Genomic DNA, 19,738 nt, shown 5'->3' with positions numbered 1-19,738 from the left:
ATGGACAAGACCTGCGGCTCGGCCGACGAGGCGATAGCCGACATCGCCGACGGTGCATCGCTCGCCGTCGGCGGGTTCGGGCTGTGCGGAATCCCGCACGTCCTGATCCAGGCGCTGCTGGCGCGTGGGACGACCGATCTGGAAACGGTGTCGAACAACTGCGGCGTCGACGGTGCCGGACTGGGGCTCCTGCTCGCCGCCGGGCGGATCCGGCGCACGACCGGCTCCTACGTCGGGGAGAACAAGGAGTTCGCCCGCCAGTACCTCGGCGGGGAGCTGGAGCTGGAACTGTGCCCACAGGGCACACTCGCGGAGCGGCTGCGGGCCGGGGGCTCGGGAATCCCGGCGTTCTTCACCCCGGCGGGGGTGGGGACGGCGGTCGCCGACGGCGGGCTGCCGTGGCGTTACACGCCGGCCGGGGACGTCGCCGTCGCCTCGCCCGCCAAGGAGACGCGACGGTTCGGCGACCGGGAGTACGTGCTGGAGCACGGCATCACGACGGACTTCGCGCTCGTCCGGGCGGCCGTGGGAGACCGCCACGGCAACCTGGTCTACGCCCGGTCGGCGCAGAACTTCAACCCGCTGTGCGCCATGGCCGGACGGATCACTGTCGCCGAGGTCGAGCGGCTGGTCGAACCGGGCGACCTGCCCGCCGAACAGGTGCACACGCCGGGAATCTTCGTCCAGCGAGTCATCGAGGTGGGTCCGGACGGGAAGGGCATCGAAAAGCGAATGATCAGGACGGAGGGGTGATCGTGGGTCTCGACCGCGACCAGCTCGCCGCACGGGTCGCGGCGGAACTGTGCGACGGCCAGTACGTGAACCTCGGCATCGGGCTGCCGACCCTGGTGCCGAACTTCCTGCCGGCCGGGATGGAGGTCGTGCTGCATTCGGAGAACGGGATCCTCGGTGTGGGCCCCTACCCCGTCGAGGACGACGTCGACCCGGATCTGATCAACGCTGGCAAGGAGACCGTCACCGTGCTGGCCGGCGCGGCCTTCTTCGATTCCGCGGGGTCGTTCGCGATGATCCGCGGCGGCCACATCGACGTCGCGGTCCTGGGCGCGATGCAGGTCTCGCGGAACGGGGACCTCGCCAACTGGACGATCCCGGGAAAGACCATCAAGGGCATGGGCGGCGCGATGGACCTCGTCCACGGGGCCCGGCGGGTCATCGTGATGATGGAGCACACGAACAGAGCGGGCGCGCCGAAGATCGTCCGCGAGTGCGACCTGCCGCTGACCGGCACACGATGCGTGCACCGCATCATCACCGACCTCGCGGTGATCGACGTCGAACCCATCGGACTCGTACTCCGCGAACTCGCTCCGGCGGTGACCCTCGACGAGGTCCGGCGACGCACCGGCGCCGATCTCGTCGAGGCCCTGGACCGTTCGGCCGGATAGCAGGCGGCGGGAGTACTGCCGGCGGCGACTTCGGCCCCGCCGGGAAGGGAATCGGGCCGACACTTTTCCTCGAAGTGATCCCGCCCCTTTGAAGTGAACATCGAGCACTACTGGCGCGAAAATTCGGGTCACCCACAGCAAAGGCGATGATTCCACTGAGCGAAGAACCGAAAAGCAGACACATCGACGGGATCGTCAGGTCCAGCCGATCCGGCATGCAGTGGGATCCGCCAGGGCCGATCCCTGCCGGCGCAAGAATGTCCATCACGGATTCGGACGGGAGGGAGACCTGGCAGGTGGCGGACTACACCGACGCATGGACACCAGGCCGGAGCCGACCACCGGTGCCCGCCCTTCGGCTCGTATCGCTCCCGCGCGAGCGGGCGGCCCTGGCACTCGGGCGAATCGAGACGATGGCCGGGCCGGTATGAACGACCGCGCCACAGCACTGGTCACCGGAGGCTCGCGGGGAATCGGCCGCGGCATCGCTGAGAGACTCGCCGCGGCGGGGTATACCGTGGTGATCGCTGCACGCAGGTCCCAACCGCTCGAGGAGACCGCCGCGCAGCTGCGAGCAGCGGGCGGCGATGTGCACGGTTTCGCTGGGGATATGGCACAGGAGTCGGACGTCGAGGCACTGGCCCGCTTCCAACTCGAAATATCACCCAGGCTGGAGCTGCTGGTTCTCGCGGCAGGTGTGGGCACGGCTGGTCCGTTCGCCGAGTACCCGCTGCGTCGCCTGGACGTCCAGGTCGCGGTGAACCTGCGGGCTCCATTTCTGCTCGTGCAGCGTCTGCTGCCGGCGTTGCGGGCTGCGGCCGACGCGCAGCGGAGCCGAGGCGCCCGGGTCGTCGCGATCGCGTCGATCACTGGCGTTGCCGCCGAACCGGATCTAGCCGCGTACGGGGCTACCAAAGCTGCACTGATCTCGCTGTGCGAGTCTCTCACCGTGTCCGAGGGAAAGCGCGGCGTCAACGCCACGGCCATCTCGCCGGGCTACGTCGACACCGATATGACCGAGTGGGTGCGCGGCCGTATTCCCCGAGATGAGATGATCAAGGTTGACGACGTCGCCGAGCTGGTCATGGGGTTGAGCCGGATGTCGCGCTACGCAGCAGTGCCCAATGTCGTGCTTACCCGACCGGGCGTTCAACTGTGGCGGGCATGAGCTGTCGACCAGACTGGGGCCTGGTTGGTAGTCGGTTCTCCGGATCCGGTCGCCGCGCCGGTGTTGACCCCGCGCCCCGCCGGGCCGACACCTCCCGGCGCACGTTCCTGTCCGCGCAGGCCTCCGGCATACTGGCCTGCGACTTCTTCACGGTGGACACCGCGTTCCTCCAGCGGATCTACGTGTTCTTCGTCGTCGAACACGCCACCCGCGACGTCCATGTTCTCGGGGTCACGAAACATCCGACACCTCCCGCGGAAGATCGCATCAACCGCAACAGACCAGATCACAGGCCGAATCGGGATTCTGGAGCCCCACAGGCCGACCCGATGACCTCGAGTCTCGCCACCCCGCTCGCGAGAGACCACCAGACACCGACCGGACGCCGCCGGTACGGACGGTCGAGCTCAGTCCTGCCCGGAGACGGTGTCGGCGCGCCGGACCAGCTCCCGGAACTGCTCGCGGAGCTCATCGGTGTCCAATGAAGCTGCGTCCGGTCCCGCCACGCCCTCCCACCACTGCGCCGAGGCCACGTCACCGAGTTCGGCCGCCACGGCAGCGGCCACGCCCGCCAGGTGCGCCCGACGCCGGTGCCCGTCCCGCTGGGGGCCCAGCTCGTCGGCGGCGGCGAGCATTACGGCCGCGTCGTCCAGACGTCCTTCGCTGCGGGCGGCCTGCGCGCACTCCGCGAGGACCGCGGCCACCGAGAACCCGCTGTCCACCTCCTGCGCCGTGGCTGCGGCCGCCCGCCAATGCCGCATCGCCGCGGACCGGTCGCCGCGCAGCAGCGCGCCGTCCCCCCGTCCGATGGGCACGTGCACGGCCGCCCACACGTCGTTCCCAACGTCGAGCCGCTGCGTGACGTGCGCCTCGGCCTGAGCCAGCAGAGCCCCTGAACCGTCGAAGTCCCCCAGGCGCAGCGCCGCCGCCGACGCGAAGATCGCCGCCTCCGCGGCCAGGGAGGCGTCGTCGACCCGTTCGGCCAGCCGCATCGCCCGCTCCGCGGTGGCGAACAGGTTCGCGGCGACGCGGTTGAACCCAGCGCGCGCCACCAACCAGCGGGCCCGGCCTCGCTCGCTCAGGTCGCCCTCACGCAGGCGTTCGGTCCAGGCGAAGCCTTCGCGGGTGTGCCCGCTCATCCACATCGGCAACCACACCGACCACAGCAGCTCGGCGGCGTCGTCGTGACGGCGGGCGTCGACGAGCTGGTCGTACCCGAGCCGCAGCACGCCGCGATCGACCTCGACCTGCTCCACCGCCGTCATGTCGCCGCGGCCCCGGATCCGTGCGCCGAGTTCGCGCGCCGTGTGGAGGGCCCACTGGCTGACGCTCCGCTGGACCTGCTCCCGCTCGGTCGGTTCGAGCGTCTCGAGCGCGCACCGGCGTACCGGTTCCAGCAGCCGGAACCGCGCGACCTGTCCGGCGTCGCTGCGGGCGACCAGCGAGTGCTCGATCAACTCGGCGAGCGCGCCCACCGCATCCGCCGTGTCCGGCGCAGCGATCCCGTCGACGGTATCCAGGGAGAAGCTGCCCGGGACGATGGCGAGCCGCGGGAACAGCCGGCGAGCCGCGGGGCCGAGTATTCGGCAGCTCCACTCGATGGTGGCCGCCATGGTGCGTTGCCGCGCCGGCAGGTCCCGGGGGCCGGCCACAGGCAGCTCCGCCAACTGATCGACCCGGTCCAGCAGTGCCTGGGGGCCGAGTCGCGCGGCTGCGGCGGCCAGGAGTTCGATGGCCAGTGGTAGCCCGTCGGCCTGCCGACACAGCTGCGCGACGGGATCGTCGTCCTGCCCGCCCGTCGTCGGCGATCGTGCGCCGGCGGCGGTCAGCCGCTCGCTGAAGAGCCGCACGGCCGCCGTCGGGTCCAGCGGGGCGATGCGGATCTCGCGTTCCCGACGCACCCGCAGCGGAACGCGGCTGGTGGCCAGGACCACCGCGCCGGGACAGGCCGACAGCAGCTCGACCAACTGCGGAGCGCAGGCGGCCACACGCTCCAGGTTGTCCAGAACGAGCAGGACCGCCGCCCCGGCAAGGTGCACGGCGAGGCCGGTCACGGTGTCGGCGTGGGTTCCCGCCGCGAGGGCGACGACGGCGAGGACGTCGTCGGGGTCGGTGACGTCGGTGAGGTCGGCGAAGAATGCCCCGCCCGGGTGGTTGGCGACCACCGTCTGTGCCGCCAACAGCGCGACGGTGGTCTTGCCGACCCCGCCTGGGCCGGTGAGCGTCACCAGCCGGCCCGGCGCGGAACGCAGAGCGGCGACGATCTCGGCGACCTCGTCGTCCCGCCCGACCACCGGGACAGCCGGCGGAGGCGGAGGGTGGGACGTCAAGGTGCGGGACGGCATCTCGAGGGCCCCGTTCCCCGCCCGTCCCAGCGTCGACAGCAGCGCCGTGGCCTCGGCGTCGCGGAGCTGCAGCGCCGAGGCCAGCGACCGCACGGTGTGCGGCTGGGGCTGGGTCCGCCGCCCGCGTTCCAGCGCGCTGACCGCATCGACGGACAGGCCCGCGGCGGCGGCCAGCTCCTGCTGGGTCAGCGACCTGGCCTCCCGCAGTTCACGCAGCACGGCCGCGAAGCTGCGCGCCTTCCGCGCCGGTCCCGACGGATCATTCACGATCTCGATTATGTCCGCCGCTGTAGGGGCGGTGTCCGGGCGTTGTCCGGTTGTCGAGCCGCATCCCGATGATCACGATGGACAGTGACAGGACGAACCGGCGAGTGAGGAGTCGAAGGCATGGTCCCCGAGGCCCTGGAAGCGTTGCGAGTGGCGATCAATTCCCACGTCCCGGAGCGGATCGCCAGCTGCTTCACGGACGACTACGTGGCCGAGCGGCCGCTGAAGCCGCATGAGGGGTTTATCGGCTCCGACCATGTCGCCGCGAACTGGAGGAAGATCCTGGCCGGGCTGCCGGACCTGCAGGCCGAGATCCTGCGCCACGCCCAGAACGGCGACGAACTGTGGTCGGAGTGGGAGATGCGGGGCACCGCCCCGACCGGGGCGACGGTCGTGCTGCGCGGCCCAGTGGTGCTCACCACCCGCGACGGACGGATCGCATGGGCCCGGTTCTACCCCGACCCGGTCACCATGAACGGCCCGACCCACACCACCGTCTCCCGGGTGCTGGACGCCCCGGCCGACCGGATCTTCGCGGTGCTCCGCGACCCCCGCCGCCACCCCGAGCTCGACGCCACCGGCTTCCTGCGCCGCGCCGAGACCCTCGACCCGATCGGCGCCGTCGGCGACACCTTCGTCATGGCGATGCACAACGACGAGCAGGGTGACTACCGGATCGAGAACCACGTCGTGACCTTCACCGAGAACCGGGTCATCGGCTGGGCGCCCGGCCGACCGAGTCAGCGCGCGGACGGTCACCGCTTTACCTGGACGCTCACCCCGACCGACGACGGCCGCACCGAGGTGACCCACACCTACGACTGGGCGGCGGTCACCCACCCGGCAAAAGTACCGCGTCTGCCGCTTGTCTCCGCTGCCCAACTCGAAGCGTCGGTGGGGCAACTGGCCACAATGGTGGCGTAGACGCTGGGTCAGGAAATGGACCTATCCGCGGAAGTCGCCCGGACGGCCACTGATCCGCCGGGAGATCCGCGATCTGGTCCTGCGCCTGGCGCAGGAGAACCCGACCTGGGGCCACCGCCGGATCCACGGCGAGCTCGTCGGGCTGGGCTACCCGGTCGGGGTCGCCACCGTCTGGCGGACCTGCACCGCGCCGGTGTTGACCCCGCACCCCACCTTCGACCGGCAGCTGCAGGTCGAGCGGTTCATTGATCGGCATGGCAGCAGATTTCCAGCTCCATGCCGTCCGGGTCGCGGAAGAACAGCGACCACTCGGATCCGAGCCGCTGGATCTCGCCGGTGTCAGCCCCCAGACTGCGCAGCCGATCCCTAGTGGCTTGGAGGGTCTCCAGCGAGTCGACGGCGAGAGCGAAGTGGTCGATCGGGCCCCGCCCGCCTTTCTGGCGCCTGTCGCCGATGATGGCTTCGGCCGGCACCTCGAAGACATTGAGCGCGGCACCTTCACCGAGGTCGACGACGGCCATGCGTGGGTGGTCTCCCACAGCCTGCATCTCGGACGTCATCGTGGCCCCGAGTGCGTCGGTGTAGAACTTCACGATCTTATCGAGATCGGCTGTGAGCGTGGCGACGTGATTGAAACCGATTGTGACCGGCACTGCGTCCTCGTTTCGGTCAGGACATCTGCTCGACCTGGTTTGCCAGGTCTGTCTCGGTGACGGCATGAGTGGAGATCTGGCTTGCGGAGATCGGCCGCACTGGTGAGCGGCGGCGATGACTCCCGGGGAAATGCGAGGCCGTCGGTGGACGACCCCTCCCGGGCTCGTCGTGGAATTGGTGCCGCGGCTGGGAGATGGCCATTGGCAGGCTGGATAGTGGGACAGGCGCGGGCCAGCGCGGCGGCGGCCGTTAGGCGGCGGTGTTGGCTGCGGGAGTGGTGCGATGCGCGTGGTCGGGGTCAGTTCGGGGGCGGAATGCCGCGGCGACCCAGGTGAAGCCGACGAGCGCGAGCACCGCGACACCGATGATCACTGGACGGGCTGGGCCGGGGGCGGTGAGCATGATGCCGACCCCGCCGAGGCCGGTGAGGGCGGCGGCCGGTAGCGGGGCGACTCGGGCGCGGTAGAGGCCGATGGCGAGCAGGAGGTAACCGACGCCGCCGGCGACGAGCGCGAAGAAGATGACGTTTCCGATGCTGGCGTTGTGGAAGTGGTCCCACAGGTCGACCATCGCGGCCCGTTGGGGTTGCCGGGCGATCTGTCCGGCGATCAGTGAGGCCGTCGCGATACCGGCGAGCGCGATCGTGCCGACGACGGTGAGCGTGGCGCCGGTTGCGGCCAGTTTCGGCTTGTGTGGGCGGATGGCCGCCGCGAGTGTCAGGCCGGCTGGGATCAGGAGCGCCGCGGCGAGCATGGCGAGCAGACCACCGGCGTCCGAGCGGGTCGGGTGGGCGCTGACGTCTGCGAGGAAGTTCGCGGGATCGTCCACCCAGGGGGCGGAAAGAAGTCGCGCGATCAGGGCGACCAGGGGTGCGGCGACCAGGCAGAGCAGCAGGGCCGGGGGCGGTGTGGGGCCACTACGGGCGGATGGGGTCATCGGAGGCGTCCTTTCGGCGGGTGGAACGGTTGCCGCGACGGTGTCGCATCCGGACCGTGGGGCGCGTCGGAGTACGCCCGGATCTTTTCTTCCGGGTATTCCCGGAAGAAAAGACGACCGGTGCGGTGTCACCATTCACGGATGGAGATGACGCTGGCGCGGCGGAGAACCGCGGTGGCTGTCGCGGGGGCGGCGTGGCTGCTGCTGCCGGCCGGCGTCGGTGTGCTGGTGTGGCTGGATCAGCGTCTGCGCGCCATGGGACGTCCCGACCTCGTGACGACCACCGGCGGGGCAGAGATCCCGTTTGTGCTGGTCGCGGCGACCGCGTCGACGGTCGGAGTCGCTCTCGCGCTGCGTCGCCCGCGCCATCCGGTCGGTTGGCTGTTCCTCGCCCTGGGCGGCGTCCTGCTGCTGTCCGGTGGGACACAGGGGTATGCCGCCTACGGCGCGGTGGCCCGCCCGGGTCGTCTGCCCGCCGCGGACCTGGTGGCGATCTACGCGGATGCCGGTTTCATTCCATGGCTGGTGCTCGTCGCGCTCATTCTTCATCTGACGCCGACGGGCCGACCGCTGTCCGCCCGTTGGGGACGGATCGCGCTCGCGACCGCGGTCGCCGGCGGCCTGTGGCTGCTCGTGGGTCTGGTCACCACCGAGACCATGCAGCCCCCGTTCCAGTCAGTCACCAATCCGCTGCTGATCGGTGGGCCGCTCGGTCCGTTGCTGGTCGCTCGCAGGGTCCTGGGGCTGGCGACTGGAGCTGGTGTTGTGCTGGCGGCGGTGTCGCTGATCGTCCGGTTCCGCCGATCCGTAGACGTCGAGCGCCGCCAGTTGCTGTGGGTGGCGGTGGCCGCGGTCCCCTTGCCGGTGCTGATGGCTGCGTCGTTCGCCGCCTCGTACGCGGGCAACAACACCGCCGCCGGCCTCGCCGCGGCGACGTTGATCGGCCTGCTGGCGATCGGTGCCGGGCTGGCGATCGGCCAGTACCACCTCTACGACGTCGAGGAGATCCTCAGCCGGGCCGTCACGTACCTGCTCGTCTCCGGGCTGCTCGCGGCGTCCTACGCGACGGTCGTGATCGTCGTCGGGCAGTCGCTCGCCGGCCGGACCGGGCGTTCACAGATCTCCGCGGTGCTCGCGACGCTCGCCGCTGTCGCGGTCACCGCCCCGGCCTACCGGAAGATCCAGGAAGGGGTCGACCGGCGGTTTAGCCGGCGGCGGTTCGAGACCTTGCAGGTGATCCGACGCTATCTACGGGACCCCGACCCCGACGTCGCCGTTGAGGAGGTGTTGCGCCGTGCACTGGGTGACCCCACGCTAGCGGTGGCCTACCTGGTCGATGACCGTCGCCAATGGGTCAGCGCAGACGGACAGCCAGCCAACCCCGGCAACAGTTTTATGGCGGCCGTCGAGGTATACCGGCGCGGCCGACCCATCGCCCGGGTGACGTTCGACCGTGGCAGGGCTCAACCCGGCCTCGTCCGCGCCGCGGCAACGGCGGCGACCGCCGAACTCGACAACGCAGGCCTGCGCGCCGCGGTCGCACTCCAGCTCGTCGAGGTACGCCAGTCCCGCACCCGGATCGCCGCGGCCCAGTTCGCCGAGCGCCGCACCATCGAACGCAACCTGCACGACGGCGCGCAGCAACGCCTGCTCGCACTCGCCCTTCAGCTACGAGCTGTGCAGTTGGGCGGCGACGAAGCCTCGCTACGCCAAGCCATCAGTACGGGCATCGATCAGCTGCAGGCCGCCGTGGTCGAGCTCCGCGAACTGGCCAACGGCCTGCACCCCGCGGTCCTCGCCGACGGCGGGCTCGCCGCCGCGCTCGACGACGTCGCCGCCCGCACCCCCGTACCCATCAAGATCTCTGCTCCGGACCGGCGATATCCGCCCGATCTGGAGGCAGCCGCCTGGTTCATCGCCTGCGAGGCGATGGCGAACGCGGTCAAACACGCCCACCCGACCACCATCGCCGTGGACGTCTCAGCCCCAGACGGGCAGCTGATCGTCGAGGTCCGCGACGACGGCATCGGCGGCGCTCAGCCCAGTGGACCCGGGCTGCGAGGCATCGCCGACCGAGCCGAAGCCTTCGGCGGGTCGCTGACCGTCCACACCGACCCCGGCACCGGAACAACCATCCGGGCTCTGTTGCATCGGCGGAGTCCGCTGTCCAGCGGCCGTCGATCGGTCATGATCGAGGGATGCGTCGACGTCGTGGCTGTCCGCCGGTTCCGGTGTCGGAGTTCGCGGGGTTCCGGTTCCCGCCGGAGGCGATCGTCCTGGCGGTGCGGTGGTATCTGCGGTTCGCGTTGTCGTACCGGGATGTCGAGGAGCTGCTCGCGGAACGCGGCCTCGAAGTTGATCACGTGACTGTCTACCGGTGGGTGCAGCGCTTCGTACCCCTGCTTGCCGAGGCGGCCAGGCCGTGTCGGCATCGGCCGGACGACAGGTGGTTCGTGGATGAGACGTATGTGAAGGTCGCCGGCCGCTGGACCTACCTGTACCGTGCCGTTGACCAGCACGGACAGGTCATCGACGTCTTCGCCAGCGAACGACGCGACCAAACCGCCGCCCGCCGCTTCTTCACCCGGGCGCTGTCTCATGGCCGTCGACCGGTCGAGGTCACCACCGACAAGGCCGCCGTTTACCCGCGGGTCCTCGACGAGCTGCTCCCGGAGGCCTGCCACGTCGACGCCGCCCGGGAGAACAACCGGATCGAAGCCGACCACGGCCGGTTGAAAGCACGGCTGCGGCCTATGCGCGGGCTGAAACGGCTGCGCTCGGTCCAGACCGTCAGCGCCGGACACGCCCTGATCCAGAACATCCGCCGCGGCCACTATGAACTCGCCATCGACGCCCACCCGCCGCTGCGACTGGCAGCCGCGTTCACCGAACTCGCCGCAGCCGTTTGACCGGCGCTCGCCCCAGCCGCTGGCATGTTCAGCTTCCCCGTAATGCAACAGTGTCGCTCGGACTCCAGCTCACCTACCAGCCAGGAGCCCACAGAGTGATCGCCGAGACCCAACCTCAAGCGATCATGTACGAACGAGAGTGTCCGAGGGGGGACTTGAACCCCCACGCCCGATAAAGGGCACTAGCACCTCAAGCTAGCGCGTCTGCCATTCCGCCACCCGGACAGGTGGTCGCGGGGTGTCTCACCCGCGCACGTCTGCGATGTTACACGGTCAGAGCGGGTGCCTGTCGCTACCCCCGACCACCGGCAGATCAAGGCAGCGGGGGACGCGGAACGCGCGACGCGGGAACGAGGCGCCGGGTCGCGAGACCACCGACGGCTCCGATCACGACGCTGCCGGCGATGTCGGTCGGCCAGTGGCGGACGGCCGCGACCCGGGCGAGTCCGATGGCGGCGGCCATGCTCGCGAGGGCGGCGGCGAGCAGGGGGTGGCGCAGCTCGTCGGTGACCGCGGCGGTGAAGGCGACCGCCGTGATGGTGTGGCCGGACGGGAACGAGGCGCTGTGGGGAGGGTCGCCGGACGGGGCGCGACCGGCGGAGTCCGACGTCTGGGGGCGGCGCCGGTCGACCAGGTTCTTGAGCACTCCGTTGACCGCCCCCGCGGCGGCGACGGCCATCAGCCCGCGCGCCGCGGCCCGACGTTCACCGAGCACCAGCAGGACCACGGTCGCGGCCAGCCACGGCTTCTGGTGGTTACTCAGGGAGCTGACCACGACCGGCGCGCGCCTGCCGGTGGAAGCGACCACGGCGCGCAGCACGCCGCGGTCGATCAGGGTCGGCACACCATCGGGCGGGTTCCTGGTGGAGGTGCATGACACTGGGGCTCGTCCTCTCGACGCGGGTACAGGTGATCGGCGCGGACAGCGCGCAGGAAGCGGCCTATGCCAGGAGGCCCGGCCACGGCGCCCGACTCCGGTCCGATCGGGCCTTGAGCGGCGAAATACCCCAGGTCAGCATGCATGACGGCGTACCCGATCCGCCTGCGCACATGCCTGCCCGCCGGCTCGCCGGGGCGTAGGGCGCCCGCTGCCGGCCGCGCCTCGCGGCGCCGAGGGAGCGCCGACAGCCGGCAACTGTCACACGGACGCAGTAGGCACCCTTTGCCAAGTGACAGTTCGTGCCATAAGTTCCGGATGTCGCTTTAGTCCAGCAAGGTCTTCGGGTGGTGCGCGGGATGTCCGAGAAGCAGGCAGAGAGCCTGCGGGAACGCAAGAAGCGCCGCACGCGCCAGTCGATCATCGACGTGGCGCACGCCCTGTTCCACGAGGACGGCTACGACACGACCACGGTCGAGGCGATCGCGGCCGGCGCCGACGTGTCCGTCCGCACCTTCTTCCGCTACTTCGCGAACAAGGAAGAGGTGGCCCTCGCGCCGTTGGACGAGATGGGCGAGCTCACCCTGACGGCCCTGCGCCGGCGTCCGGCCGACGAGCCGCCGCTCACCGCCCTGCGCGCCGCGGTCCTCGACGCCTGGACGATCATGAGCCCGGACGGCGAGTCGCTGCGGCACTACACCGATCATCTGCTGCCGATCGGCAACGCCTCCGCGCTCGCCGGGGCGGTCCAGAACCGGATCGTCGCCCTGGGCGACCGGTTCGCGCTGGAGTTCGTCGAGGGCGACGACCACGACGGCCCACAGCCGCGACGCACGGACCTCGACGCCTCGCTGGCCGCGTTCGCGTTCCTCGCCGCCGTGCAGGTCGCCGTGCGCGCCTGGTGCGCCTCGGCCAGCACCGATCCCGCGGATCTCGTCGCCACCGCCCTGATCTGCCTGGACAGCCTCGTCATCGAAAGGAACCCCGCACACCGTGCCTGACCTCGAGCTTCGCGATGTCGACCGCGCGGATGGCAGGCACCACGCCCCGAACCTCGGGCGCACGGACACCCTGTCGCCCAGCGCGCCCACCGGTGAGCCCGCACCGGCCTCCACCCCCGCAGCGGTGGCGACCCCGACCCCGACCCCGACTACGGCACCGGCACCGGCACCGGCACCGGAGAATGCACTGCGGGAGACGGTCCAGCGGGCCGCCGAGCACCTGCTGCGACTGCAGGACCCGCGCGGCTGGTGGAAGTTCGACCTCGAGACCAATCCGACGATGGACGCCGAGGACCTCCTCCTGCGGGAGTACCTCGGCATCCGCACCGTCGAGCAGACCGAGGCCACCGCGAAGCACATCCGTTCCCGGCGCCTCGACGACGGCTCCTGGCCGACCTATTTCGGCGGCCCCGGGGAACTGTCCACCACGGTCGAGTGCTACATCGCCCTACGGCTCGCCGGTGACTCACCCGACGACGAACCGCTGCGACGCAGCGCCGCGTGGATTCGCGAGCGCGGCGGCATCCCGGCGACCAGGGTGTTCACCCGGATCTGGCTGGCGCTGTTCGGCTGGTGGCGCTGGGAGGACCTGCCGGTCCTGCCGCCCGAGATCATGTTCCTTCCCCCGCGGGCGCCGCTGAGCATCTACTCGTTCGCCTCCTGGGCCCGCCAGACCATCGTCCCCCTGACGATCGTCTCGGCCGCCCGCCCCCAGTGCCCGGCGCCGTTCGACCTGGCCGAGTTGGACCCCGACGAGGTCCCCGCCGCCCAGTCCCACGGCGCCGCCCAGTCCCCCGACACTCGGTCCCCCGCCGGCGGACGGACGCTGCGGGGCGCGATGCGGCGGCTGGGGGGCGACCGGCCGAACACGGCCAAGGTCTTCTTCCGGGGGCTCGACGCGGCGCTGCACCGCTACCACCGCCACCCGATCGGGCCCCTGCGCCGCCACGCGCTGCGCACCGCGGAACGCTGGATCATCGCCCGGCAGGAGGCGGACGGCTGCTTCGGCGGGATCCAGCCGCCCGCCGTCTACTCGATCATCGCGCTGCGCCTGCTCGGCTACGACCTCGACCATCCGGTCCTCGCCGCCGCGCTGCGCTCGCTGGACGCGTACACCCTGCACCGCGAGGACGGCTCGCGCATGATCGAGGCCTCCCAGTCGCCGATCTGGGACACGGCGCTGGCCGTCCTCGCCCTGGCCGACGCGGGGATCGACGCCCCTGCCGACGTCGACGTGGCGCCCGCGCTGCCCACCCAGCGGGTCGCGACCGGCGCCCCGGCGCCATCCGCGCCGGTTCCGACGGCGCTGGAACGGGCTGCCGACTGGCTGCTCGGCCAGGAGATCCAGCACCGCAGGGGTGACTGGGCCATCACCCACCCGGGCGTGGCGCCGGGCGGCTGGGCCTTCGAGTTCGACAACGACACCTACCCCGACACCGACGACACCGCCGAGGTCGTGCTGGCGCTGCACCGGCTGAACCGGCTTCGCCGGCTGCGCCACCCCACGAACACCCGGATCGACGCCGCCCTCGAACGGTCGACGGCCTGGCTGTTCGCCCTGCAGTCCCGCGACGGCGGATGGGGGGCCTACGACTCCGACAACGCCAGCACCCTCGTCTACCAGATTCCGTTCGCGGACTTCGGCGCGCTCACCGACCCGTCGTCCGCCGACGTCACCGCGCACGTCGTCGAACTGCTCTGCGAGACGGGGCGGATCCGCGACCCGCGTACCCTGCGCGGCGTCGACTGGCTGCTGCGCAACCAGGAGGCCGACGGATCCTGGTACGGCCGCTGGGGCGTCAACTACGTCTACGGCACCGGCTCGGTGCTGCCCGCCCTGCAGGCGGCGGGGCTCCCGCCGACCCACCCGGCGATGGTGGCGGGCGCGCGGTGGCTGCTGTCGCGGCAGAACTCCGACGGCGGCTGGGGTGAGGACATCCGCTCCTACGGCGACCCGGCGTGGTCCGGCCGCGGACTCTCCACCCCCTCGCAGACGGCCTGGGCGATGCTCGGCCTGCTCGCCACCGATCACGGCGGCGTCCACGCCGACGCCCTGGCCGCCGCGGCTCGCTGGCTCACCGAGCAGCAGCGGCCGGACGGCGGCTGGGACGAGGAGATGTTCACCGGCACCGGCTTCCCGGGCTTCTTCTACCTCAACTACCACGGCTATCGGCTGGTCTGGCCCGTCATGGCCCTCGGCCGCTACCTGCACAGCCGCCAGCATCCGTCCGACTGACTCGCCGGACCGCCGGGCGACCATCTCCACCCACAGCACCAAGTCATCACTGAATGCATACATCTGCTTACCGGTCGGGCGCCCGGGTAGGACGAAGCCCGATGGCAACGTGCTGGTAGGCGGGTGAACAGTCATGCCCCTGGGGGTGCAGCCGGATCTCATCGAGATTCTGGACATCGCGGTCGTCGAGGCAACCGTGCGGAATCACCGCATCCGCCGGGCCAACCCGGCCGCCTGCGCCCTGTTCGGCCGGCCCGAGGCCGAGGTCGTCGGCCTCGACTGGGAGAAGATCACCACCCCGGCGGACCACGCCCGCCTGCATGCGCAGATCCGCTTCCGCCAGGCCAGCGGCCGACGCCGGGAACGGATGATGGTCCGGCTGCTGCAGCCGGACGGCGACCTGCGCCACGCCCTGGCCACCATCGTGCTGCGCGCCGATCCGGATGGCGAGGAGTACTTCGTCGTCCACCTCCAGGACGTGTCCGAGGAGATCGCCGCCCAGGACCGGCTGCGGCTCATCGTGGAGAACACGCCGGTGTCCATGTTCCTGATCGATCGCAGCGGGCGGGTCCTCGTCAGCGAGGGCACCGCCAGTCCGGAGGCTGCCGCCGGGCTGGCGGAGGCGCGAGCGTCGTCCATCTTCACCACGTTCGCGTACCTGCCGCAGGCGACGTCGATCATGCGGCGGGCACTCGACGGGGAGCGCGTCCACCAGATCCTCGAGGCGTTCGGCCGCCGCCTCGACGTGCACCTCGTGCCCATCCCCGGGCCCGGCGGCCAGGTGGACACCGTCGCCGCGGTGGCCAGCGACGTCACCGACCTGCACCTCGCGCTGGCCAGCCTGCGGGCCCGCTCCGCCGAGCAGGCGGTCGTCGCCGACCTGGGCCGCCGGGCCCTGGAGGCGCGCGAGCCGGCCGAGCTGTGGCAACGGGCGGTCACGGCGCTGGCCGACCATCTCGGCGCCGACCTGGTGCGGGCCTACGGTCTCGACGCGGACGGGAAGCGGGTCGGCCCGCTCGCCCACGAGGATCGGCGCGCACCGCAGGTCCCGACCGGGACGCAGCGGGATCCGCCGCGCCGCACCGCCGCGTGGGTGACGACGGTGCCGGTCGGCCGCCCCGACCGACCGCTGGCCGTGATCGAACTGCACCGGGCGCCGCTGGAGGACCAGGAGCGCGAGTTCGTCCACGCGGTCACCGCGGTGCTCGGCTCGGCCGCCCTGCGCTTCCAGATGGAAGCCGAGATCCGCCACCGCTCGCTGCACGACGGGCTCACCGGCCTGCCCAACCGCACCGCGCTGCTCGACCGCCTCCACCGGGCCCTGCACCGCGCCGGCCACGACGGACGGCGGGTCGGAGTCCTCTTCGTCGACCTCGACGGCTTCAAGGCCGTCAACGACACCCTCGGCCACCAGGCCGGCGACGACCTGCTGCGCACCACCGCCGCCCGGCTGTCCCACGCCGTGCGGCCCGGTGACGTGGCCGGACGCCTCGCCGGCGACGAGTTCGCCGTCCTCTGCGAGGACGTCGACGGCGTCGCCGACCTCGAGGCGATCGCCGACCGGGTGGTAACCGCGCTGGCGGCACCGGTCCGGCTGCTCGACCGCCCCGTCACGCTGACCGGGAGCGTCGGACTGGCCCTGTCAAACCCGGACCTTGCCGACGCCGAGACCCTGCTGAACGCCGCCGACATCGCCATGTACACGGCGAAGCGCAACGGTCCCGGCCAGCGCCTGGCCTATGCCACCGAGATGCGGACCCCGGTGGCGGCGAACACGCGTCAGAAGTTGACGCGTGACCAGCTGAAGACGGCCGGGGCCGACGGGTCGATGCTGAGCTTGAGATAGTCGTTCGCCTGGCCGCTGCCGTCGACGACGATCCGCGTCACGTTCGGGACCTCAAGGTCCTTCGGTGCCAGCGGATGGATGCCGTAGAGCGGATCCGTGCGGGTGAACGGATGGTCGACCCGGAAGACGTGCGAGTCGCCCTCCAGGAGGAGCACCGGCTTGCCGAAGTGGCCGGCGAGGGTGCCGATCCGCTTCACGATGGCGTCGTAGCCGGTCAGGCCGTCCCCGCCCGCGGCCAGCGCGCTGGTGTCCCACATGTCCGCCTGCAGGAGCAGCGCGACGCCGGGCGCGCCGGTCTGCCGGGCGGAGTTGAACGCCGTGTTGATCCACGACAGCGTGGCATCGAGCCGGGTCGAGTACTCGTTCTGCTGCTCCGCGGACAGCGGGGTCACGCCGAACCAGGGACCGAGATCGTTGTTGCTGCCAGGGATGTTCAGGGTCGCGAACACCACGCCGGACTGGGTCCACCTGGTGTTCTCGACGAAGGCGGCGTACGCCGGGTCCGAAGCCTGGGTGATCACCTGCTTCGGGTTCACCCCGAGCGTCCGGCCGGGCACCGGGAAGAAGAGTCGGCGTAGCGCGGCGAGACGTTCCGTGGGAACGTAACCGCCGTTGTTCGCCCGGTGGCAGTCAGTCCATTCGTTGTCGCCCGGCGTGTAGACGAGCGGATCCTGGAACTGATCGAAATCTGCCTTGATCGTCGCGAAGTAGGAGTCCGAGCAGAGACTGCTGCCGTTCTTGATGTCGCCGAGATGCGCGACGAGAGACACGTCGGGATCGGCATTGATCTTGGCGATGTCCGCCGGGAACGCGGCGATCTTCTCCGCACCATAAGGGATGTCACCGATGACGGCGATCGTCGACGGGGCGGCGCCGGCGCTGGTCGGGGGCGTCGCGCTGGCCGACATCGACGTCGTCACGGTGAGGGCACCCGCCGCGACAATGGTTAAAGCAATCCTGCGGTAACGCAACGGTTAGGCTCCTTCACACAAAGGGCGGCGCGGTTCATGCTTCGGGGTCGGGTCAATTCGAGGCGATCGCCCCGCTGTCCTTCTTCCGAGCCTCGGCAAGCTATCGAGCCAGCCGGAACGTACCCGGAATTACGGGTTAACGTCTCCGCACAGGCAACGAAACGCGGCGCGCCGCGACCGAGGAGACTGCCTGGTCCGCGGCGCGCCGGCAGCGGAGCGGGGTGCCATCACCGGCGTTATTCGGGCCACGGGGAGTCGAGGATGGTGTCGACGAAGTCGCGGCGGCGGAAGCCGGGCAGGTAGTGCGCGAGGACGTCCGCCTTGACATTGCCAAAGGTGGTGTCCGGCCTGGGCGCGATGCCGTCGGTGAAGGCACGCAGGATACGACGTTTGAAGTCCGGCCGGGGGTGCAGCTCGGTGATCGCGTCCCGGTCGGCCTCGCTGACGTCGTCGTAGCCGATTCCGAGCACGTCGTACTCCACCCCGGCGGTGAGCAGGGCGACCTCGGGCTCCATGAACTCCGGGATGCCTGGGGTGGTGTGCAGGGCGATGGCCGTCCACACCCGCCGGATGCTGTCCTCGGGCATCCCGTGCCCGTGCAGGAAACGGCGTGCCTCGTCGGCACTGTCCACCTCGAAACGCCGGCCGCTGCGGCGGAACTCCTCGTTGAGACCGAGATCGTGGAACATCGCCGCGACGTAGAGCAGCTCCGGGTCGAAGCTCAACCCGCGGCGGCGGCCCTGCAGGCCGGCGAAGCAGTAGACCCGCCGCGAATGGTGGTAGATCAGGTCGTCGGTGGCGTCGCGCACCAGCTCGGTGGCCTGGGCGGCCAGGCTCGTGTCGGGTATGGCAACGCCGGCGAGCGGCACGGTGCTGCTGGTCATGGTGACTCCCCCCGGGTCGATGGCTGACCGTTGTCGGTCGAGCATCGTGGAGGTACCCGGGACAACGGCCGCAGGAACGGCCGGGGAACGCGGCCGACGACCGCCGGGACACCAGCGGCGTCGACCTCTCCCCGCGTAGCCGGGTCAGCCCGCCGGGTCAGCCCGCCGGGTCAGCTCGCCGGGTCAGCCAGGACGATGACCGCGCGACCGAAGATCTTGCCGGCCTCGAGGTCGTCGAACGCCTGCAGGCCGTCGTCGAAGCTGTACCGGGTGAGGTCGGCGGTGATCCGGCCGGTGCGGGCCAGCGCCACCAGGTCGTGGAGATCCTGGTGGTTCCCGCTGTAGGGGCGGGTGAGCGACGCGCCCCACGGCAGGGACACCGACGTCTGCGAGGTCTCGAACGCGAAGACCCCGTCGCCGAGCCCCGGCACCCGCACGGCGCCGTAGGGCGCGACGACGGCGCCCGACAGCGCGAGGGTCTGGTTGTTGCCGACCAGATCCAGGACGACGTCGGCACCATAGCCACCGGTGACCGCCAGGACCTTCGCGGCGACCTCGGGATCGTCGGAGCGCAGCGCGTGGTCGACCTTCCCCCGGACGGCGGCGAGCGACGCGTCCCTGATGTCGAGCGCGATGACCTGCGCCGCGGTGAGTTCCCGCAGCAGCTCGACCGCGAACTGCCCGAGGCCGCCGATCCCGATGACCACCGCCGTCGAACCGGGGCGCAGGAGGTCCAGGGTGGCGCGGATGGAGTGGTAGGGCACGAGGCCCGCGTCGGCGAGCACGGCGGCGAAGGCCGGGTCCAGACCGTCGGCCGGGACCAGCGCGGCGGCGTTCACGGCGACGTAGTCGGCCATTCCGCCGTTCACGGACACCCCGGGCGTCGGGGCCGGGTAGAGTCGGTTCCCCGTGTTGCGGCAGGCGTTTTCCTGGCCGGCGACACACAGCCGGCACACGCCGCAGGACCAGACCGGATGCACGATCACCTGGGAACCCGGCGAGAAGTGCGGAAAGCCGTCGGCGATGTCGACGATCTCACCGGCGATCTCGTGGCCCAGGATCGTCCCGGCGGGAATCATCTCCTCGGCCGAGCCGCGAATGTGGATGTCGGTCTGACACACCCCGGCGGCCGTGACCTTGACGAGAGCCTGACCGGCACCGATGGTGGGCTTGGGGACCTCCACCTGGCGGACGTCCCGCACTCCGGCAAACTGGATTGCACGCACGCGCTTCTCCCTGACGTATTTCGGCCCCATTTCCGGCCGCCGCGTGGACGCCGGAGAAAACGAGCCGACACACTGATTCTGCGCAGTC

At 70.8% G+C, this 19,738-nt stretch carries 16 protein-coding genes, 1 tRNA gene and 1 pseudogene; 10 read left to right on the top strand and 8 right to left on the bottom strand.

Annotation, left to right across the window (positions count from 1 at the left end; translation table 11 throughout):
• The 4 genes and pseudogenes from FRAAL_RS10955 to FRAAL_RS34785 all read left to right on the top strand — a co-directional run.
• On the top strand, positions 1 to 753 hold the full coding sequence (locus FRAAL_RS10955) for a CoA transferase subunit A (RefSeq protein WP_011603661.1): 753 nt from the start codon (positions 1 to 3) through the stop codon (positions 751 to 753).
• A gap of 2 nt (positions 754 to 755) precedes the next feature.
• Complete coding sequence (locus FRAAL_RS10950; RefSeq protein WP_011603660.1) at positions 756 to 1,406, top strand: CoA transferase subunit B; 651 nt, start codon at positions 756 to 758, stop codon at positions 1,404 to 1,406.
• 427 nt (positions 1,407 to 1,833) lie between these two features.
• A complete protein-coding gene (locus FRAAL_RS10945) occupies positions 1,834 to 2,574 on the top strand; it encodes an SDR family NAD(P)-dependent oxidoreductase (RefSeq protein WP_041939144.1) in 741 nt (246 codons plus the stop codon).
• A gap of 53 nt (positions 2,575 to 2,627) precedes the next feature.
• Positions 2,628 to 2,822: pseudogene (locus FRAAL_RS34785) on the top strand (integrase); the annotation flags it as partial.
• Between the two features lie 159 nt (positions 2,823 to 2,981).
• Here the strand turns inward: FRAAL_RS34785 and FRAAL_RS10940 are convergent.
• On the bottom strand, positions 2,982 to 5,186 hold the full coding sequence (locus tag FRAAL_RS10940) for an ATP-binding protein (RefSeq protein WP_011603658.1): 2,205 nt from the start codon (positions 5,184 to 5,186) through the stop codon (positions 2,982 to 2,984).
• 120 nt (positions 5,187 to 5,306) lie between these two features.
• Between FRAAL_RS10940 and FRAAL_RS10935 the strand changes: the two genes are divergently transcribed.
• Positions 5,307 to 6,110 (top strand): nuclear transport factor 2 family protein, encoded by an 804-nt coding sequence (locus FRAAL_RS10935; RefSeq protein WP_011603657.1) that lies wholly within the window; start codon positions 5,307 to 5,309, stop codon positions 6,108 to 6,110.
• Positions 6,111 to 6,352: 242 nt separating this feature from the next.
• Here FRAAL_RS10935 and FRAAL_RS10930 read toward each other — a convergent pair whose 3' ends face one another.
• Together FRAAL_RS10930 and FRAAL_RS10925 are read right to left on the bottom strand one after the other, a co-directional pair.
• The gene (locus FRAAL_RS10930; protein WP_011603656.1) at positions 6,353 to 6,763 is read right to left on the bottom strand and encodes a VOC family protein; all 411 of its coding nucleotides are present in this window, start codon (positions 6,761 to 6,763) and stop codon (positions 6,353 to 6,355) included.
• Between the two features lie 250 nt (positions 6,764 to 7,013).
• Entirely contained in the window at positions 7,014 to 7,700 is a 687-nt protein-coding gene (locus FRAAL_RS10925; protein WP_011603655.1) for a DUF4386 family protein, read from the bottom strand.
• A 141-nt stretch (positions 7,701 to 7,841) separates the two neighbouring features.
• Between FRAAL_RS10925 and FRAAL_RS34780 the strand changes: the two genes are divergently transcribed.
• Complete coding sequence (locus tag FRAAL_RS34780; RefSeq protein WP_083866759.1) at positions 7,842 to 10,067, top strand: sensor histidine kinase; 2,226 nt, start codon at positions 7,842 to 7,844, stop codon at positions 10,065 to 10,067.
• Positions 9,983 to 10,609, top strand: coding sequence for an IS6 family transposase (locus tag FRAAL_RS10915; RefSeq protein WP_231861609.1), 627 nt, complete (start codon positions 9,983 to 9,985; stop codon positions 10,607 to 10,609). Before FRAAL_RS34780 ends, FRAAL_RS10915 begins: the two co-directional genes overlap by 85 nt.
• A gap of 140 nt (positions 10,610 to 10,749) precedes the next feature.
• Here the strand turns inward: FRAAL_RS10915 and FRAAL_RS10910 are convergent.
• Together FRAAL_RS10910 and FRAAL_RS10905 are read right to left on the bottom strand one after the other, a co-directional pair.
• Positions 10,750 to 10,834, bottom strand: a tRNA-Leu gene (locus FRAAL_RS10910).
• Between the two features lie 88 nt (positions 10,835 to 10,922).
• Positions 10,923 to 11,453 carry a phosphatase PAP2 family protein gene (locus FRAAL_RS10905; RefSeq protein WP_231861608.1) on the bottom strand — a complete coding sequence of 177 codons (531 nt, stop codon included), beginning with the start codon at positions 11,451 to 11,453 and terminating at the stop codon, positions 10,923 to 10,925.
• 392 nt (positions 11,454 to 11,845) lie between these two features.
• On the opposite strand from FRAAL_RS10905, the gene FRAAL_RS10895 reads away from it, so the two are divergent.
• The 3 genes from FRAAL_RS10895 (at position 11,846) to FRAAL_RS10885 (ending at position 16,569) form a co-directional block, all read left to right on the top strand.
• Positions 11,846 to 12,487 carry a TetR/AcrR family transcriptional regulator gene (locus FRAAL_RS10895; protein ID WP_041940395.1) on the top strand — a complete coding sequence of 214 codons (642 nt, stop codon included), beginning with the start codon at positions 11,846 to 11,848 and terminating at the stop codon, positions 12,485 to 12,487.
• Positions 12,480 to 14,723 (top strand): squalene--hopene cyclase, encoded by a 2,244-nt coding sequence (shc, locus tag FRAAL_RS10890; RefSeq protein ID WP_011603650.1) that lies wholly within the window; start codon positions 12,480 to 12,482, stop codon positions 14,721 to 14,723. The genes FRAAL_RS10895 and shc overlap by 8 nt, the downstream gene beginning before the upstream one ends.
• 133 nt (positions 14,724 to 14,856) lie before the next feature.
• Entirely contained in the window at positions 14,857 to 16,569 is a 1,713-nt protein-coding gene (locus FRAAL_RS10885) for a sensor domain-containing protein (protein ID WP_011603649.1), read from the top strand.
• On the opposite strand, the gene FRAAL_RS10880 is transcribed toward FRAAL_RS10885, so the two are convergent.
• The 3 genes from FRAAL_RS10880 to FRAAL_RS10870 form a co-directional block, all read right to left on the bottom strand.
• On the bottom strand, positions 16,503 to 17,540 hold the full coding sequence (locus FRAAL_RS10880) for a metallophosphoesterase (protein ID WP_041939142.1): 1,038 nt from the start codon (positions 17,538 to 17,540) through the stop codon (positions 16,503 to 16,505). The genes FRAAL_RS10885 and FRAAL_RS10880 overlap by 67 nt on opposite strands.
• Positions 17,541 to 17,776: 236 nt before the next feature.
• Positions 17,777 to 18,424 (bottom strand): HD domain-containing protein, encoded by a 648-nt coding sequence (locus FRAAL_RS10875; protein ID WP_041939141.1) that lies wholly within the window; start codon positions 18,422 to 18,424, stop codon positions 17,777 to 17,779.
• Between the two features lie 170 nt (positions 18,425 to 18,594).
• The gene (locus tag FRAAL_RS10870; RefSeq protein ID WP_041939140.1) at positions 18,595 to 19,650 is read right to left on the bottom strand and encodes an alcohol dehydrogenase catalytic domain-containing protein; all 1,056 of its coding nucleotides are present in this window, start codon (positions 19,648 to 19,650) and stop codon (positions 18,595 to 18,597) included.
• Positions 19,651 to 19,738: the final 88 nt, after the last annotated feature.

The sequence above is a fragment of the Frankia alni ACN14a genome (genome assembly GCF_000058485.1).
In the GTDB taxonomy this organism is placed as follows: domain Bacteria; phylum Actinomycetota; class Actinomycetes; order Frankiales; family Frankiaceae; genus Frankia; species Frankia alni.
This window is presented reverse-complemented; position numbering and strand designations above follow the sequence as displayed.